This window comes from Dryocola clanedunensis subsp. sulfonylureivorans (genome assembly GCF_016756775.1).
Taxonomy (GTDB): domain Bacteria; phylum Pseudomonadota; class Gammaproteobacteria; order Enterobacterales; family Enterobacteriaceae; genus Dryocola; species Dryocola clanedunensis.
In genome coordinates this window covers 105,818-122,060 of sequence record NZ_JAERMU010000013.1, presented here as the reverse complement: position 1 = coordinate 122,060, position 16,243 = coordinate 105,818, and the positions used below count along the sequence as shown (strand labels likewise).

The window sequence follows — 16,243 nt, the reverse complement described above, 5'->3', positions numbered from 1 at the left end:
TCCCGGCGCGCGGGGTTTAGCCTACCAGCGGACAGTTTGGCGGCAAGCGGCAGCGCAGGGCAGCAGGATGAACCTCAATGCGGAACTCGCGGCCTTTGAGCGGCTCGCCGTCCAGGTTAAAAGTAATATCGTGCGGGGCGGTGATTTCAAACCAGGAGGACTGCCCGTCGATAATATTCGGGTTGTCTTCCGGGCGGGTGAGGGTGGTTAACAGCGCGGGCAGCAGCTCTTCACCGGTAAAAATACGCAAGTCCAGCAGGCCGTCGTTAATTAACGCCTGCGGACAAAGCTGCTGCCCGCCGCCCGCCTGGCGACCATTGCCAATGCCAATCACCAGCGCGTCACCTTCCCAGCTAAAGTTTTCGCCACGAATTTCGCAGCGGTCAGGTTTTAGCGTATCGATGCGCAGCAGGCCGTGAATAAAGTAGGAAACGCCGCCCAGCGCCGCTTTTAATTTTTCCGGTGTTTCGGTGGTGATTTTCGTCCCAAAACCGCCGGTGGCCATGTTGATAAAGAAGGCTTTTTTATTGACCTCCACCAGATCGATATCGAAGGCGCGGCCAACCATTGCCAGCTGCAGCGCCTTATCCAGCTCCGTAGGGATGCCGACGCTGGTGGCAAAATCGTTCGCCGTCCCTAAGGGAAGGATGCCGAGGGCGGGGCGATTCTCCTGCGGCCGCTGCGCCAGCGCCGTCGCCACTTCGTTGATGGTGCCGTCGCCGCCGCCGGCTATCACGGTATCGACGCCAAGCGCAATGGCTTCATCGACATAACGGGCGGCATCGCCGGACTCCCAGGTGACGCGCATGTGCAGCTGATAGCCTTCATCGCGCATAATATTCACGGCGCTGCGCAGGATATCGTTATTGGCACCTTTGCCGTTGAGGATCACTAGTGATTCCGGGAACTTCTCCATGGCATACCTCGGGAATATCAATCGTGTCGAAAGTGTATCCTAAGCCGGGCCACGGCGGGTAAGAACTGGCTGAAATATTGGCGATGACGCGCAAAAAAGAAAGGCCCGCACAAGGGAGATTGCGCGGGCCAAGGAGGTGGTTCCTGGTACAACTAGCATTTTGGGGTTATGTTTTTCAGCCCGGGGATAATAACCAACTCAAGCGAAGCGGTGTGTGATCGGTTTCTAAGAATTATCCCGGCCTGAAAAAATAACCGTAATTAACTAGTTAGCATGCGGATTTCGCGTGGTCTGACCATCGAAATTACGCATCAGCAGCGCATAGTCTAACGCTACGTCCTGTGGGACAGGCAGCCAGACGGTGTGACCGTCGCCAGGCGCGACTTCAATTGGCTGCGCTTTGCCGTTTTCCAGCACTTCCAGCGTAAAGGTGACGTTACCCTGCGGGGTCATCAGCTCCAGGCTATCGCCGAGCAGGAATTTATTTTTCACTGCCACTGCGGCCAGGTCGCCACGGCGCTCGCCGGTGAATTCCCCAACGAACTGCTGCGTGTCAGAGATGGAGTGACCGTATTCATAGTTCTGGTGGCTGTCATGAGTGTGACGACGCAGGAAGCCTTCTGTATAGCCGCGGTGGGCCAGGCCTTCAAGGGTTTGCAGCAGGGTTGGGTCAAACGGTTTACCCGCTGCGGCGTCGTCGATAGCGCGGCGATAAACCTGTGCGGTGCGCGCGCAGTAGTAATAAGACTTGGTGCGGCCTTCTATTTTCAGTGAGTGAACGCCCATTTTGGTCAGACGCTCCACGTGTTCGATGGCACGCAGATCTTTGGAGTTCATGATGTAGGTGCCGTGTTCGTCTTCGAAGGCGGTCATGTACTCGCCCGGACGTTTGGCTTCTTCCATCATGAAGACTTTATTCGTAGGTGCGCCGATGCCCAGCGTAGGTTCAATAGACTGTACCGGGATAGGCTCATGAACATGGACGATGTTGCCCACGTCATCTTCTTTGCCCTCTTCAACCTTGTATTCCCAACGGCAGGCGTTGGTGCAGGTTCCCTGGTTTGGATCGCGCTTGTTGATGTAGCCCGACAGCAGGCAACGGCCGGAGTAGGCCATGCACAGTGCGCCGTGAACGAAGATCTCAAGCTCCATTTCTGGCACCTGTTCGCGAATTTCGGCGATTTCGTCCAGCGACAGCTCGCGGGAAAGAATGACGCGGGTCAGCCCCATCTGTTTCCAGAACTTCACCGTTGCCCAGTTCACCGCGTTCGCCTGTACGGACAGGTGGATGTCCATCTCCGGGAAGGCTTCGCGCACCATCATAATCAGGCCCGGGTCAGACATGATCAGCGCATCCGGCCCCATTTCCACAACGGGTTTCAGGTCACGGATGAAAGTTTTTAGCTTGGCGTTATGCGGTGCGATGTTCACCACCACGTAGAATTTTTTACCGAGCGCGTGGGCTTCGTTGATGCCGAGCTGAAGGTTTTCGTGGTTGAACTCGTTGTTACGCACGCGCAGGCTGTAGCGCGGCTGGCCCGCGTAAACGGCATCGGCGCCGTAGGCGAAAGCGAAACGCATATTTTTCAGCGTTCCCGCCGGGGAAAGAAGCTCTGGTTTAAACATGATGTTCTCGTTCTGATGTCAGGTCAGAACCGCTTCACCGGGTGAAGCGGTTAATTTGCTAACAAAGAAGGAAAAAGCGTGGTTTTTCCTTCTTTGTGGTTAGCTGCCGAAAATCAATAAATTGATTTTCCTTGTCTTTTGTTTGGTGAAATATTTGCGTCCCAGGATCGTATCAGATATTTCACCGATCAATACCGCTTCACCGGGTGAAGCGGTTAATGCGAAGTGGGATTGCCACACTTTTAGGGCGGGAATTGTAGCGCTTATTGTTTCCGGAAACCACCCTACGCCATCCGGCAGGCGTCGGCTTCCCAGCGATAGCCTACGCCATAGACGGCGCGGATAAACGACTGTTCTTCGTCGAGCGATTCAAGCTTGCGGCGCAGGTTCTTGATATGGCTGTCAATGGTGCGGTCGGTGACCACCCGGTAGTCATCGTAGAGATGATTGAGCAACATTTCGCGGGAAAAGACTTTGCCCGGCTCATGGGAGAGGGTTTTTAACAGGCGGAATTCTGCCGGGGTCAGGTCCAGCACCTTTTCGCGCCAGCTTGCCTGAAAGCGCCCTTCGTCGATGATCAGCGGGCTTTCTTCTCCCGCTGGGATCGGTTCCTGCTGGCGCTTACAGCGGCGCAAAATCGTTTTCACCCGCGCCACGACCTCCCTCGGGCTGTAGGGCTTGCAGATATAATCATCCGCACCGATTTCCAGCCCCAGCAGGCGGTCAATTTCTTCGATTTTGGCGGTCACCATCACGATCGGGACCTCAGAGAAACGGCGGATTTCTTTGCACAACGTCAGCCCATCGGTGCCGGGAAGCATCAGATCGAGCAGGATCAGATCCGGCGGCGTCTGGCGCACATAGGGCAGTACGTCGTTGCCATGGGTGATAAGAGTCGGGGCGTAGCTGGCGGCGCGAAGGTAATCCACCAGCAGCTGGCCCAGTTTCGGTTCATCTTCAACGACTAAAATGCGTGGCGCATTTTCATCAAGCGGGAATTCGGTCATACGTTCCTCTGTGATTCTGGATCCAGCGGTAACTCTACTGTAATGCTGACGCCGCCGAAAGGCGAATGGCCAGCCGCCAGCGTACCGCCGTGGGCGGTAACAATGTTCTGGCAGATGGACAGCCCCAGGCCGGAGCCGCCGCTGGCGCGGTTGCGCGAGCCTTCCGTGCGGTAGAAGCGGTCAAAAAGCATATTCAGCTGCTCGTCATTCACGCCCGGCGCGCTGTCGGAGAAGGTCATCACGAACCGCTGCTGGCTGACCTCGCCGGAAATCAGCAGCTGGCCGCCCGCGTCGGTATAGCGCAGGCTGTTTTCCAGCAGGTTGTTGAACAGCTGCATCAGGCGGTCGCCGTCGCCAAAAATGGTCACATTGTCCGGCAGAGCCAGACGGATGCTCAGGCCACGCGAGTCAAAGCGCTGGCGGAACGCTCCCGCAACCACTTCAAGCAGGTTAATGATATCGAGAGATTTTTTCTGGTACGCCAGCGCGCCTTCGTCGGACATCGACAGCTGGTGCAGGTCGTCAACCAGCTTGGTGAGCGTGGCGACCTCCATCTGCAGCGAAGCCACGGAATCCGGAGTGAATTTCCTGACGCCGTCCTGAATAGCTTCCAGCTCACCGCGCAGAATCGCCAGCGGGGTGCGCAGTTCGTGAGAAATATCGGCCATGTAGGCGCGGCGCATGTTGTGGTTTTTCTCAAGCGTGCTGGCTAGCTGGTTAAAGTCCTGCGCCAGCTTGCCCAGCTCATCCTGGCTGGTAGAGGCAACCCGTGTCGTAAAATCACCGGCTGCCAGCTTATGCGTTCCTTCCACCAGTTTTTTGACCGGGGCGAGCAGGCCGCGCGCGAGCAGGAATGTTGCCGCTGCAGCAAGCAAAGTCGATACCGCAACGATAATCCAGCTGGTACGCCGCTGCTGGCGATCAAAGTTGATATCGGTGTTGCGCGTCAGGCGCTCAACGGGGGAGGCGATGACCCAGCCCGCGTCACGCCCGTCAACTTTAATGGCTCTTCTGGTGCCATCAGGCGGAACCGGACCGCGTGGGCCGACCAGGACTTTGTAGTCCTGGTCCAGCACCCAGAACTGGGTACGCCAGCCGTGCGGCGGCATCTTCGGGTTCTCGGCATCTTCGTCGTGCTCAAACGATTTGAGGATCCTGAAAACAAAGCGATCGTTATGGCGCAGGAACTGCCAGTTGCCGTGCAGCGAGTATTGGTCGCCGAGCGCGTCGCTGAGCATATCCAGCCGCTGCTCATTACCCTGCTTGATATAGTCGATAAACCCGCGCTCGAAGCTAAGCCGCACGCCCCAGTGCATTATCGCCAGCACCAGCAGGCAGGTTGAGAAAATGGCGAGAAACAGTTTCCCGGTAATGCCCGGCCGCCAGAGTTTCATGATTGTTTCCTTTTGCGTCGCGCAATAATGACGTTTTTAGTGGTGTCCCTGGGGACACGGGCGAAGACCAGCGCGGGGAGAGCGATAATCACCGCCATACTTAAATAGGTGTAGAGGAAGACGGTGTGCACCACGCCGCTGTCCGGGGTGAGCTGATGGTGACCGTACATGCCAAGCAGCATGCCCGCTACGGTTACGCCAATGCTCATAGAAAGCTGCATTACCATCGACAGCATGCTGTTGCCGCCGCTGGCGAGGTCGTCCGGTAAATCTTTCAGCGTGAGGGTGTTCATCGAGGAGAAGCGCGTCGAGTTAACCATGCCGAGGATAAACAGCACTACCGGCAGCAGGTAATACCACCCCAGCAGCGCGGTGGCCATAAACAGCAGGATAACCAGCGCCAGCCCCAGCGTGGAGGCAACCAGCACGTTACGGTAGCCGAAGCGGTTAACCACCTGCACCACGATGCGCTTCATGCCCATGCTGCCCAGTACCATCGGCACCATCATCAGCCCGGCGTGGAAAGGAGAGAAGCCCAGGCCAATCTGTAAAAACACCGGCGTCATAAACGGCAGCATGCCGCTGCCGATACGGCCACAGAAGCTGCCGAACAGGCCGAGGGAGAAGGTGCGCGTTTTGAACAGGTTGAGGTTAAACAGGGCGTTCTCGTTGCCTCTGGCATGCCAGAGGTAGAGCAGCATCGACAGCACGCCGCCTGCAACCAGCAGGCCGAGCGTCAGCGACGAAATGCCCAGCCCTTTTTGCCCGTCCAGCGCGATGGTTAGCGCCGCCATGCCGAACGCCAGCAGCAGGAATCCCGACGCGTCGAAGCGCCGGGTTTGCATGGTGTAGTTGGGCATCAGCCAGAGCGTGGCAATGCAGCCGATAATGCCCACTGGCAGGTTGATGAGGAAGATCCAGTGCCAGGAGGCATACTCAACCAACAGGCCGCCGAGCGCCGGGCCGAGCAGCGGGCCGATCTGACCGGGTAAAGTCACGAAGGTCATCGCCGCCATGTACTGCTCGCGGGGGACAATTTTCATCACCGTCAGCCTGCCCACCGGCACCATCATCGCGCCGCCAATACCCTGCACCACACGGGATAAGACCAGCTCATTGAGCGTGGAGGAGTGGGCGCAGAGCAGCGAGCCGATGGTAAACAGCACGATGGCGGTGAAGAAGATATTGCGTACGCCCACCCGGTCCGCCAGCCAGCCGCTGGCGGGCAGCATCACCGCCACCGTCAGCACGTAGGCGACAATCACCGAGTGCATATGCAGCGGGCTTTCCCCAAGGCTTGCCGCCATCGACGGCAGGGCAGTGTTCACGATAGTGGTGTCCAGCGACTGCATAAAGAAGCCGAAAGCGACAATCCACAGTTGCCAGCGGACGGCAGCGGGCAGGTCGGTCATTTCATCTGATTCCTCATCGGTGGATGACGCTTACGCTTATCCCCCCTACATTTTACTCGCCAACTAATTGTTTGCTGCTGCGGCGGCTAAAGCGCAAACGCAGCCGGTCAAAGAACAGATAGACAACAGGCGTGGTGTAGAGCGTCAGCAGCTGGCTGACGACCAGACCGCCGACGATGGTGATCCCCAGCGGCTGGCGCAGCTCCGCACCGTCACCGCTGGTCAGCACCAGCGGCAGCGCGCCAAAGAGTGCGGCGAGCGTTGTCATCATTATCGGACGGAAGCGTAACAGGCAGGCCTGGAAAATCGCCTCCTGCGGCGTGAGGTTGCCGTTACGCTGCGCGTCTATCGCGAAGTCCACCATCATGATGGCGTTTTTCTTCACGATGCCAATTAATAGCATGATCCCGATGAGCGCAATCAGGCTGAACGGGGCACCGAACAGCTCCAGCGCCAGCAGCGCGCCCACCCCGGCGGAAGGCAGCGTGGAGAGAATCGTCAGCGGATGAACGTAGCTCTCATAAAGAATCCCCAGCACGATGTAGACGGTGGCTATAGCCGCGATGATCAGCAGCACCTGCGACTTCATGGTGTCCTGGAAGACCTGCGCGGTCCCCGCGTAGCTGCCGCGCACCGTGGACGGCACGCCAAGAGAGGTCATCATACGGTCGATGGCGTCGCTTGCCTCGCTGAGCGAAGTGCCGGTAGGCAGGTTAAAGGAGATGGTGGAGGCCGCCGACAGCCCCTGGTGGTTCACCGCCAGTGGGGCGTTAGCAGGCTGCCATTTCGCAAAGTAGGAGAGCGGAATCGGCTTGCCTTCGCTATTGGTGACGAACATCTGATCCAGCGAGCTGATGTCCTGGGTATAGCGCGGGTCAACTTCCATCACCACTTTGTACTGGTTAAGCGGCTGATAGATGGTGGAAATCTGCCGCTGGCCGAAGGCGTTGTTCAGCAGGCTGTTGGCGTCCGAGACGCTGATGCCCAGCCGCGACATGGTTTCCCGGTCATAGATCAGATCCATTTCCGCGCCGTTATCCTGCTGGTCAGAGTTGACGTCCGCAAGCTGCGGCAGGCTGGCGAAGGCCTTACGGATTTTCGGCTCCCAGGTGCGTAAATCAGCCAGGCTGTCGGAAAGCAGTGTGTACTGATAGCTGGCGTTGGCCGAACGCCCGCCGACGCGGATGTCCTGCACCGCCATCAGAAACAGGCTGGCTCCCGGCTCTTTCGCCAGCGCCTTGCGCAGGCGGTCAATCACCTGCTGCGCGGTCTCTTTGCGTTCGCTCAGCGGCTTAAGGGAGATAAACATCATGCCGCTGTTCACCCGCGAGCCGCCGGTAAAGCCGGTGACGTTATCCACCGCCGGATCCTCACGAATGATCTTCATAAAGTCCTGCAGCTTGCCGCGCATCGCCTGGAACGAAATGCTCTGGTCCGCCTGAATATTGCCCATCAGCCGCCCGGTATCCTGCTCCGGAAAGAACGTTTTCGGGATGGCGATATACAGCCAGACGTTCAGCGCGATGGTGGCAATCAGCACCAGACCAACCAGCTTCGTATGGTTAAGCACCCATTTCAGCGAACGCCCATAGCCTTCCTGCATCGCGACCAGCAGACGCCCAAAGCCGCGTTTACGGGTTGGGGTGTGCTGGGGTTTATTCTTCAGCAGCCAGCCGCACATCATTGGCGTCAGGGTCAGGGAGACGACCAGTGAGATGCCAATCGCCACCGACAACGTGACGGCAAACTCCTTAAATAATCTCCCCGGCAGACCGCCCATCAGCAGCAGCGGCAGGAACACCGCCACCAGCGACAGGCTCATGGAGAGCACCGTAAAACCGACTTCCCGAACGCCCTGTAAAGCGGCCTGCAAGGGTTTTACTCCCGCTTCGAGGTGGCGGGAGATATTCTCCAGCACCACGATGGCGTCATCCACCACGAAGCCGGTAGCGATGGTCAGCGCCATCAGCGACAGGTTGTTCAGGCTGAAGCCGCACAGGTACATGGCGATGAACGTGCCAATCAGCGAAACGGGAACGGCAACGGCCGGGATCAGCGTGGCGCGGCCCGAACGCAGGAACAGGAAGACAACGAGGATCACCAGCGCCACGGAGATCACCAGCGACTGCTCAACTTCGGCGAGCGAGGCACGGATGGTTGGCGAGCGATCCTGGGCGACCTGTAAATCAATGGCGGCGGGAATGGTTTCGCGCAGCTCCGGCAGCTTCGCGCGGATGCGGTCCACGGTTTCGATAATGTTCGCTTCCTGCGATTTGCGGATAATCAGCAAAATGGCGGGTTTGGCGTTGGTCATCCCCGCGTTACGCACGTCCTGCACAGAGTCGGTGACGTTTGCCACATCGCTCAGGTGTACCGCGCCGCCGTTGTTGTAGTGGATGATCAGCGGCTTATATTCCGCGGCGGTTTTCAGCTCGTCGTTGGTTTGCAGCTGCCAGCGACGCGTGTCTTCTTCGACGGCCCCTTGCGGACGGCGCACGTTAGCGTTGTCGATAGCGGTGCGCACTGCGTCCAGCGAGACGCCCTGGTTAAACAGCGCCTGAGGATTCAAATCCACCCGCACCGCCGGTAGCGAGCTGCCGCCGACGTCAACGTCGCCAACGCCGTCAATCTGCGAGACGGTTTGCGCGAGCTGCGTGGAGGCGAAATCGTAGAGCTGGCCCTGAGATAAGGTGTCCGATGTCAGCGTCAGAATGATGATCGGCGCGTCTGACGGGTTGGCTTTGCGATAGGTCGGACGGCTCGGCATGCCGCTGGGCAGCAGGCTTTGCGCGGCGTTGATGGCCGCCTGTACGTCGCGGGCGGCCCCGTTGATATCCCGGTCGAAATTGAATTCCAGAATAATGCGCGTGCTGCCAAGCGAGCTGGAAGACGTCATTTCGCTGACGCCCGCAATTCGCCCCAGCGCCCGCTCAAGCGGCGTTGCCACCGACGACGCCATTGTTTCAGGCGACGCCCCCGGCAGCGAGGCGCTGATCATGATCACCGGGAAATCTACCTGCGGCAGCGGGGCCACGGGCAGCAGCCGGAAGCCGAGCACGCCGCACAGCGTGATGGCAACGGTCAGCAGGATGGTCGCGACCGGACGGTAGATAAACAGCGCGAAGAATTTCACGGCAGTTCCTCTTCACGGCGGCCAAAACGGTTGCGCGTATAGTGCGACAGGCGGTCAAACAGCAGGTAGATAACCGGCGTGGTAAACAGGGTTAATACCTGGCTGACCATTAAGCCGCCCACCATGCCGATACCCAACGGACGGCGCAGCTCCGCGCCCACGCCCGTTGAGAGCATCAGCGGCAGCGCGCCGAGCAGGGCGGCCAGCGTGGTCATCAGAATCGGGCGGAAACGCAGCAGGCAGGCCTGATAAATCGCCTCATAAGGTGCCATCCCCTGCTCACGCTCTGCCGCCAGCGCGAAGTCGATCATCATGATGGCGTTCTTCTTCACGATGCCGATAAGCAGGATGATGCCGATGATCGCAATCACGTCCAGCTCGGCTCCCGCCAGCATCAGCGCCAGCAGCGCGCCAACTCCCGCGGTGGGCAACGTGGAAAGAATGGTAATCGGATGGATAAAGCTTTCATAAAGCACGCCCAGCACGATATACATCGCCACGACGGAGGCAACGATCAGCCAGATGGTGCTGCCGAGTGCGGCCTGGAAGGCGAGGGTGCTGCCCTGGAACTGAGTTGTGATGTCCGAAGGCAGCGCCAGATCTTTCTCCGCCTGGGTAATGGCCTCTACGGCTTCGCCCAGCGAATAGTCATCCGGCACGTTGAACGAGAAGGTCGTCGACGGGAACTGGTCGAGATGGTTCACCGTCAGCGGCGCAAAGCGCTGTTCGACTTTGGCAATCGCGGTAAGGGGGACGCTGCCGCCGTCGCTACTTGCCAGGCGAATGTTGTCCAGCGCGCTCAGACCCGGCGTGGTGGACGTATCGTGTTCCAGCACCACGCGGTACTGGTTGGCCTGAGTGTAGATGGTGGAAATCAGACGCTGGCCGAAGGCGTTATAGAGGGCGTTGTCCACGTCCGACATCGAGATACCGAGGCGGCTGGCGCTGGCACGGTCGACGTTGACGTAGGCCACCAGCCCCTGGTCCTGCCAGTCGCTGCTCACTTCCGTCAGCTGCGGCAGGGTTTTCAGCTCTTCGGTGAGTTTTGGCACCCAGCTGCTCAGCTCATCCAGCGAAGTGGCCTGCAGAGAAAACTGATACTGCGTGCGGCTGACGGTGGTATCAATCGTCAGATCCTGGATCGGCTGCAGATAAAGCTGCACGCCGGGTACTTTCGCGACATCGGTTTGCAGCCGCGCAATAACGGCTTTGATCCGGTCATCGCGGTCGTCCAGCGGCTTAAGGTTGATTTGCAGGCGGGCGCTGTTAAGCGATGGATTCGTGCCGTCCACGCCGACAAACGACGTCAGGCTCTCTACCGCCGGATCCTTGAGAATGACATCCGCTACCTGCCGCTGGCGCTGGGCCATGCTGGCAAAGGAGACGGACTGCGGGGCCTGAAGCGTACCCTGAATAATGCCGTTGTCCTGAATCGGGAAGAAGCCTTTGGGGATGAAAACCCACAGCAGAACGGTGAGGGCCAGGGTGCCAAAAGCCACGCCGAGCGTGAGCCACGGGTGGTGTAATACTTTGGTCAGGATGCGGCCATATCCGGCAATGACCCGCTCAAAGAAGCGCTCGCTGGCCCTTGAGAAGCGGTTCTGTTTGCGCAGCGATTCATGGCTCAGCATGCGCGCGCACATCATTGGCGTCAGCGTCAGCGAGACCACCGCCGAGATAAGGATAGAGACGGCAAGCGTGACGGCAAACTCCCGGAACAGGCGGCCGACGATATCACCCATAAACAGCAGCGGGATCAGCACTGCGATAAGCGAGAAGGTCAGCGAGATAATCGTAAAGCCGATCTCACCCGCGCCTTTCAGCGCTGCCGCCAGCGGTTTCTCTCCCTTTTCTATATAGCGCGAGATGTTCTCGATAACCACGATCGCATCGTCCACCACGAAGCCGGTGGCGATGGTGAGCGCCATCAGCGTCAGGTTATTGATGGAGAAGTCCAGGAACACCATCACCGCAAAGGTGCCTATCAGCGAGAGGGGCACGGCGACGGCGGGAATAATCGTGGCCGGGACGTTGCGCAGGAACAGATAGATGATCATCACCACCAGCGCGATGGCGAGCATCAGCTCGTACTGCGTATCGGTTACCGACGCGCGGATGTTGGTGGTGCGGTCGCTCAGCAGCTTCACCTCCACCGATTTCGGCAGGCTTTCGGTCAGCGTCGGCAGCATTTTGCGGATGCTGTCGGCGGTGTCGATGATGTTAGCGCCCGGCTGGCGCTGCACGTTCATGACAATCGCCTGCTGCTTGTTGGCCCATGCGCCGAGCCAACTGTTTTCGGCACCCTGCTCAACGGTAGCCACGTCGCCCAGACGAACCGGCGCGCCGTTTTGATAAGCGATGATCAGGTTGCGGTACTCTTCCGCCGACTCCATCTGGTCGTTGGCGGACAGCGTAACGGCTCGCTCCGGGCCATCGAGACTCCCTTTTGCAGAGTTGACGTTGGCGCTGGTAATGGCGGTACGAACAGTTTCGCTGGTCAGGCCGAGAGCGGCAATCGCCGGGGCGTTAAGCTTCACGCGTACCGCAGGGCGCTGCCCACCAGCAAGCGTCACCAGACCCACGCCGGACACCTGGGAGATTTTCTGCGCCACGCGCGTTTCCACCATGTCTTCGACCTGGGTCATCGGAATGGCGGTAGACGTCACGGCGAGCGTCATGATTGGTGGATCTGCCGGGTTCACCTTGCTGTAAACGGGCGGGTTCGGCAGGTCGTTCGGCAGCAGGTTGGTGGCGGCGTTAATCGCGGCCTGCACTTCCTGCTCGGCAACATCCAGCGGCAGGGTTAGCTGGAACTGTAAGGTGACAACCGACGCGCCGCCTGCGCTCTGCGAGGACATCTGCTTGAGGCCGGACATCTGCCCGAACTGGCGCTCCAGCGGGGCGGTGATCGCCGATGTCACGACATCGGGGCTGGCGCCAGGATAGAGCGTGACGACCTGAATCGTCGGGTAATCGACTTCCGGTAACGCGGAGACGGGCAGAAAACGATAGCCGATGATCCCCGCCAGCAGGATGGCCACCATCAACAGCGTGGTGGCGACCGGACGCAGAATAAACAGGCGGGACGGGCCGCCCGTTGCGCTGGGAGGTAAGACCTGCATCAGGATTTCGCTCCGTGAGGTTTAGCGGCAGCTTTCTCATCCGCCGCGCTGGCCGTGGCTGACTGCGCCTCCACGACTTCAACTTTTGCGCCTTCCGTCAGGCGGTCGATACCGTCCGTCACGACTTTGTCACCGGCTGACAGGCCCGCGCTGATAACCACTCTCTGGCTGTCCTGAATCCCCGTTGTCACCAGGTGCTTGCTGACTTTATTTTCGCTGTTCAGTACCCAGACGAAGTTACCCTCGTTGCCCATCTGCAGCGCTGCAGCCGGAATAACAACGGCGTCCTGCTGGGTATCGACCAGCATACGGGCGTTAACGAACTGGTTCGGGAACAGCGCGTCGTCTTCGTTGGTAAAGCGGGCTTTAAGCTTGATGGTGCCGGTAGTGGCATCGATCTGGTTATCGAGGCTGAGCAACGTACCGCTGCTCAGCTTCATTTTATTGGTGCGGTCCCAGGCTTCTACGCTCAGCGTCTTACCGGCCTTCTGGGCCTGAACGACGGTGGCGATATTGCTTTCCGGCAGCGTAAAGATGAGGTCGATAGGGTGCGTCTGGGTCAGAACCACAATGCCGGTAGTATCGCCGCTGGCGATCTGATTCCCCACGTCCACCTGTTTCAGGCCAACACGTCCGTCTATCGGGGCGGTAATGCGGCTCCAGTCCAGCTGCAGCTGGGCGCTGGCAACGGAGGCTTCATCTGCTTTTACGGTGCCGACGGATTCATTGACTAAGGCTTGCTGTGCGTCCATCTCCTGACGGGAGACAAGGTTCGTTTTCACCAGCTGCTGATAGCGAGACAGATCGCGACGCGCATTCGAAAGGGTGGCCTGATCTTTAGCCAGCTGCCCCTGGGCCTGAGCCAGCGCGACCTTGAACTGGCTTGGATCAATTTCCGCCAGTAAATCACCCGCTTTAACCTGCTGGCCTTCCTGGAAGTGAATCGCCAGCAGCTGGCCATCTACCCGGCTACGCACGGTAACGGTATTCGCCGCTGTAATGGTACCGAGGCCTGTAAGGTAACGTGGTACGGCTTCGCTGGTTGCCGTTGCAGCCTGAACCGGAGCTAAAGCACCGCCACGCATACCGCGGCGTCCACCGCCTTGTTTTTGGGCTGCTTGCTGAGCGCCAGGCTCACTGACTGAGCCGCTGCGCCAGAAATAAACGGCTGCGATGACAACAATAATCGCCCCTGCAATCCAGAACCAACGGGTGGTGTGCGTACCTTTCATAGTTAAACGTCTTCTCTTCCTGAAACGATATAGCCAATGATACTAGTGTAGTGACCCGGCAGCCCTGAAAAATGGAGGAAAAAAGGAATACTGTATGGATAACTCTGATTAAACGGTTTTCTTCGAGGCGTCTCGCAAGGGGGAAACGAAATGATATCCAGCTCAAAATTCCAGCAATAAACTGTGGTTTCGCTAAAAAATATAAACTATAGTTTATAACGGAGTGGCTATGACATGGACGGTATTGACAACAAGATGCTTTGATAACTGGTTTGACGTTCAGAGTGAGGTGTTACAGGATAAAACGCTGCACGCAATAGGAAACTTACAGTTTATGGGGCCGGGGCTACCGCGACCTTATGCCGATACGGTGAAGGGATCGCACTTTGCCAATATGAAAGAGTTGAGGATCCGGCACTACGGCAGGCCGTTTCGCGTTTTCTATGCATTTGATTACTCACGGCAGGCAATTCTGCTTTGTGCCGGGGATAAATCAAAAGACAAACGTTTCTACGAATCGATGATCGCAATCGCTGATAGAGAGTTTATTGCCTGGCTGAGTTCACTGGAGGAACAGCATTGAAAAATTACAGAACGCTTGAAGAAATTATTGCCTCCCTGCCGCCGGAGAGGCAAAAGCGGGTCGCAGAAGGCACCCAGGCACTTATCCTTGAAACCTGCCTGCACATGATCCGCGAAGAAATGGGCTGGTCGCAGAAGCAGCTGGCGGAGGCGATGGGTATCAGCCAGCCTGCGGTAACCGCCATTGAACAGCGGGGGAACGAGATAAAGCTCGGTACGCTCAAACGCTACATTGAAGCGCTGGGCGGCACGCTCTCCCTGCAAATCGATTTCCCTGACGGCGTAAAGCACATCCAGCTGGAAAAGCCGTGAATCTCTTCACGGCGTGACGGCTGGCTCGATTCAGAGGTTAGCGGCGAAACACTACGTCGGCCCAACGGGCAAGGCCCGCGGTGACTGAGCCGAAGTCATCGCCGCCTGCAATCTCAATGCCCGGCAGCTGTTGAGCCAGTGCCTGTTTGATCATCGGTGAGCGGGCGCTGCCGCCGGTGAGGTAAATCACATCCGGCTTCACGTCGCTGCTCTCCAGCGCAAGGCTTACCTGCTCAAGTATGCGCTGCAACGGCTGGCTGATGGCACTTTCCAGCTCCGGCTGGGTGATTTCGCAGCCCAGCTCTTTGGCAATGAAAGGCAGCAGCGTGGCCACCTGCTCGCTGTCGGAGAGCGCAATTTTGCTCTCCTCTGCGGCCCTCACAAGGCGATAGCTCAGGCGCTGACGCCAGACCTTTTGCAGATAAGCGACTTTTTCAGACTCGCGAGCATCGCGCACCAGTTCGTTCAGCATTCTGCCGTTGGCGCTGCTGTAGAATTCGTTTTGCGCAGGCACGTCGTTGATGGCCACCGCATTCCACCACGGCAGTACGGGCAGGGCGATGCCTTTTTCAGTTTGCCCACCCATACCTAAGAGCGGAGAAAGCTGTTTAAACGCCAGCATGATGTCAAGGTCGTTACCCCCGACGCGGCAGCCGCTGTGGCCCAGCAGGCTATGCTCGCGGTCGCGTCTGGCGTGCCACTGCGGCCCCATCAACAGAACGGAGCAGTCGGTTGTCCCGCCGCCGATATCCACGACCAGCACCTGCTTTTCTTCGGTCAGCGTGGCTTCAAAATCCAGCCCTGCGGCGACGGGTTCAAACTGGAATACCACATCTTCAAACCCGGCGCGGTGAGCAGCACGTTCAAGAATACCCTGCGCCTGCGTGTTGGCCTCTTCGCCGCCTAAGCCCTGGAAGTTGATCGGACGGCCAATCACCGCCTGGTTAATCGGCTCGGCGACCTGGGTCTGGGCCTTATTGCGGATGTGCAGCATCATGGCGCAGACCAGATCTTCGAACAGCGCGACCTGCTGTGGCTTCAGTCCGCTGGCACCGAGGAAGGACTTCGGCGATTTAACAAAGTAAACCTCTTCCGGATCTTCCATATACTGGCGCAACGAACTTAACCCGAACTGCACGCTGCCGGGCAGCACGTCGATATCTTCTTCGCGGTTAAATGAGACCGCACGGCGAAGCAGCGCCTGGGTTTCGTCGCCGGTTGCCGGCACCTGATGGTGGCGATAGAGCCATTCGCTCACCGCTTCACGCGTTGGCGCACACAGCATAGAAGGAAGCAGGGAAGCACCATTTTCCATTTCCAGAAGCTGAGGCGCACCATCGCGCATCACCGCAACGGAACAGTTTGCCGTACCATAATCAAAGCCTATAAATTGCATAAATATCCCCATGCCGGTGAGAAGGGGGGCGACTTTAGCCGAATGCGTCTCTGCGGGCAACTGAATATCAAAGCAAGGCGCAATAAGGTATTTGCGATTATGCTAAGCCCA

Annotated in this window: 11 protein-coding genes; 2 read left to right on the top strand and 9 right to left on the bottom strand. The window is 58.4% G+C overall.

The features are described 5' to 3' along the window. Positions 1 to 16: 16 nt before the first annotated feature. From yegS to HYQ67_RS14980, 8 genes are all read right to left on the bottom strand, one after another. Complete coding sequence (gene yegS, locus HYQ67_RS15015; RefSeq protein ID WP_202304663.1) at positions 17 to 916, bottom strand: lipid kinase YegS; 900 nt, start codon at positions 914 to 916, stop codon at positions 17 to 19. A gap of 264 nt (positions 917 to 1,180) precedes the next feature. After that, positions 1,181 to 2,542, bottom strand: coding sequence for a prephenate-dependent tRNA uridine(34) hydroxylase TrhP (trhP, locus tag HYQ67_RS15010; protein ID WP_202304661.1), 1,362 nt, complete (start codon positions 2,540 to 2,542; stop codon positions 1,181 to 1,183). Positions 2,543 to 2,826: 284 nt separating this feature from the next. After that, the gene (baeR, locus tag HYQ67_RS15005; protein WP_202304660.1) at positions 2,827 to 3,549 is read right to left on the bottom strand and encodes an envelope stress response regulator BaeR; all 723 of its coding nucleotides are present in this window, start codon (positions 3,547 to 3,549) and stop codon (positions 2,827 to 2,829) included. Further along, positions 3,546 to 4,943 carry an envelope stress sensor histidine kinase BaeS gene (gene baeS, locus HYQ67_RS15000; protein WP_202304659.1) on the bottom strand — a complete coding sequence of 466 codons (1,398 nt, stop codon included), beginning with the start codon at positions 4,941 to 4,943 and terminating at the stop codon, positions 3,546 to 3,548. Before baeS ends, baeR begins: the two co-directional genes overlap by 4 nt. Continuing rightward, entirely contained in the window at positions 4,940 to 6,355 is a 1,416-nt protein-coding gene (locus tag HYQ67_RS14995; protein ID WP_202304658.1) for an MFS transporter, read from the bottom strand. Before HYQ67_RS14995 ends, baeS begins: the two co-directional genes overlap by 4 nt. Positions 6,356 to 6,407: 52 nt before the next feature. Then, positions 6,408 to 9,488, bottom strand: coding sequence for a multidrug efflux RND transporter permease subunit MdtC (gene mdtC, locus HYQ67_RS14990; RefSeq protein WP_202304657.1), 3,081 nt, complete (start codon positions 9,486 to 9,488; stop codon positions 6,408 to 6,410). Next, positions 9,485 to 12,610: an MdtB/MuxB family multidrug efflux RND transporter permease subunit gene (locus tag HYQ67_RS14985; RefSeq protein ID WP_202304656.1), complete on the bottom strand. Its 3,126-nt coding sequence runs from the start codon at positions 12,608 to 12,610 to the stop codon at positions 9,485 to 9,487. The genes mdtC and HYQ67_RS14985 overlap by 4 nt, the downstream gene beginning before the upstream one ends. Then, positions 12,610 to 13,842 (bottom strand): MdtA/MuxA family multidrug efflux RND transporter periplasmic adaptor subunit, encoded by a 1,233-nt coding sequence (locus HYQ67_RS14980; RefSeq protein ID WP_202304655.1) that lies wholly within the window; start codon positions 13,840 to 13,842, stop codon positions 12,610 to 12,612. The genes HYQ67_RS14985 and HYQ67_RS14980 overlap by 1 nt, the downstream gene beginning before the upstream one ends. Before the next feature lie 229 nt (positions 13,843 to 14,071). Here HYQ67_RS14980 and HYQ67_RS14975 point away from each other — a divergent pair, with 229 nt between their 5' ends. Together HYQ67_RS14975 and HYQ67_RS14970 are read left to right on the top strand one after the other, a co-directional pair. Beyond that, positions 14,072 to 14,425 carry a type II toxin-antitoxin system RelE/ParE family toxin gene (locus HYQ67_RS14975; protein ID WP_202304654.1) on the top strand — a complete coding sequence of 118 codons (354 nt, stop codon included), beginning with the start codon at positions 14,072 to 14,074 and terminating at the stop codon, positions 14,423 to 14,425. Then, on the top strand, positions 14,422 to 14,736 hold the full coding sequence (locus HYQ67_RS14970) for a helix-turn-helix domain-containing protein (protein ID WP_202304652.1): 315 nt from the start codon (positions 14,422 to 14,424) through the stop codon (positions 14,734 to 14,736). The genes HYQ67_RS14975 and HYQ67_RS14970 overlap by 4 nt, the downstream gene beginning before the upstream one ends. 37 nt (positions 14,737 to 14,773) lie before the next feature. Here the strand turns inward: HYQ67_RS14970 and yegD are convergent, their stop codons facing one another. Continuing rightward, positions 14,774 to 16,132, bottom strand: a complete 1,359-nt coding sequence (yegD, locus tag HYQ67_RS14965) for a molecular chaperone (RefSeq protein WP_202304650.1) — start codon at positions 16,130 to 16,132, stop codon at positions 14,774 to 14,776. Positions 16,133 to 16,243 lie beyond the last annotated feature (111 nt).

Bases quoted from the DNA above. Each gene is read 5' to 3' on its own strand.
- yegS (WP_202304663.1), bottom strand. From the start codon at position 916: ATGGAGAAGTTCCCGGAATCACTAGTGATCCTCAACGGCAAAGGTGCC.
- trhP (WP_202304661.1), bottom strand. From the start codon at position 2,542: ATGTTTAAACCAGAGCTTCTTTCCCCGGCGGGAACGCTGAAAAATATG.
- baeR (WP_202304660.1), bottom strand. From the start codon at position 3,549: ATGACCGAATTCCCGCTTGATGAAAATGCGCCACGCATTTTAGTCGTT.
- yegD (WP_202304650.1), bottom strand. From the start codon at position 16,132: ATGCAATTTATAGGCTTTGATTATGGTACGGCAAACTGTTCCGTTGCG.
- HYQ67_RS14995 (WP_202304658.1), bottom strand. From the start codon at position 6,355: ATGACCGACCTGCCCGCTGCCGTCCGCTGGCAACTGTGGATTGTCGCT.
- HYQ67_RS14975 (WP_202304654.1), top strand. From the start codon at position 14,072: ATGACATGGACGGTATTGACAACAAGATGCTTTGATAACTGGTTTGAC.
- HYQ67_RS14980 (WP_202304655.1), bottom strand. From the start codon at position 13,842: ATGAAAGGTACGCACACCACCCGTTGGTTCTGGATTGCAGGGGCGATT.
- baeS (WP_202304659.1), bottom strand. From the start codon at position 4,943: ATGAAACTCTGGCGGCCGGGCATTACCGGGAAACTGTTTCTCGCCATT.
- HYQ67_RS14985 (WP_202304656.1), bottom strand. From the start codon at position 12,610: ATGCAGGTCTTACCTCCCAGCGCAACGGGCGGCCCGTCCCGCCTGTTT.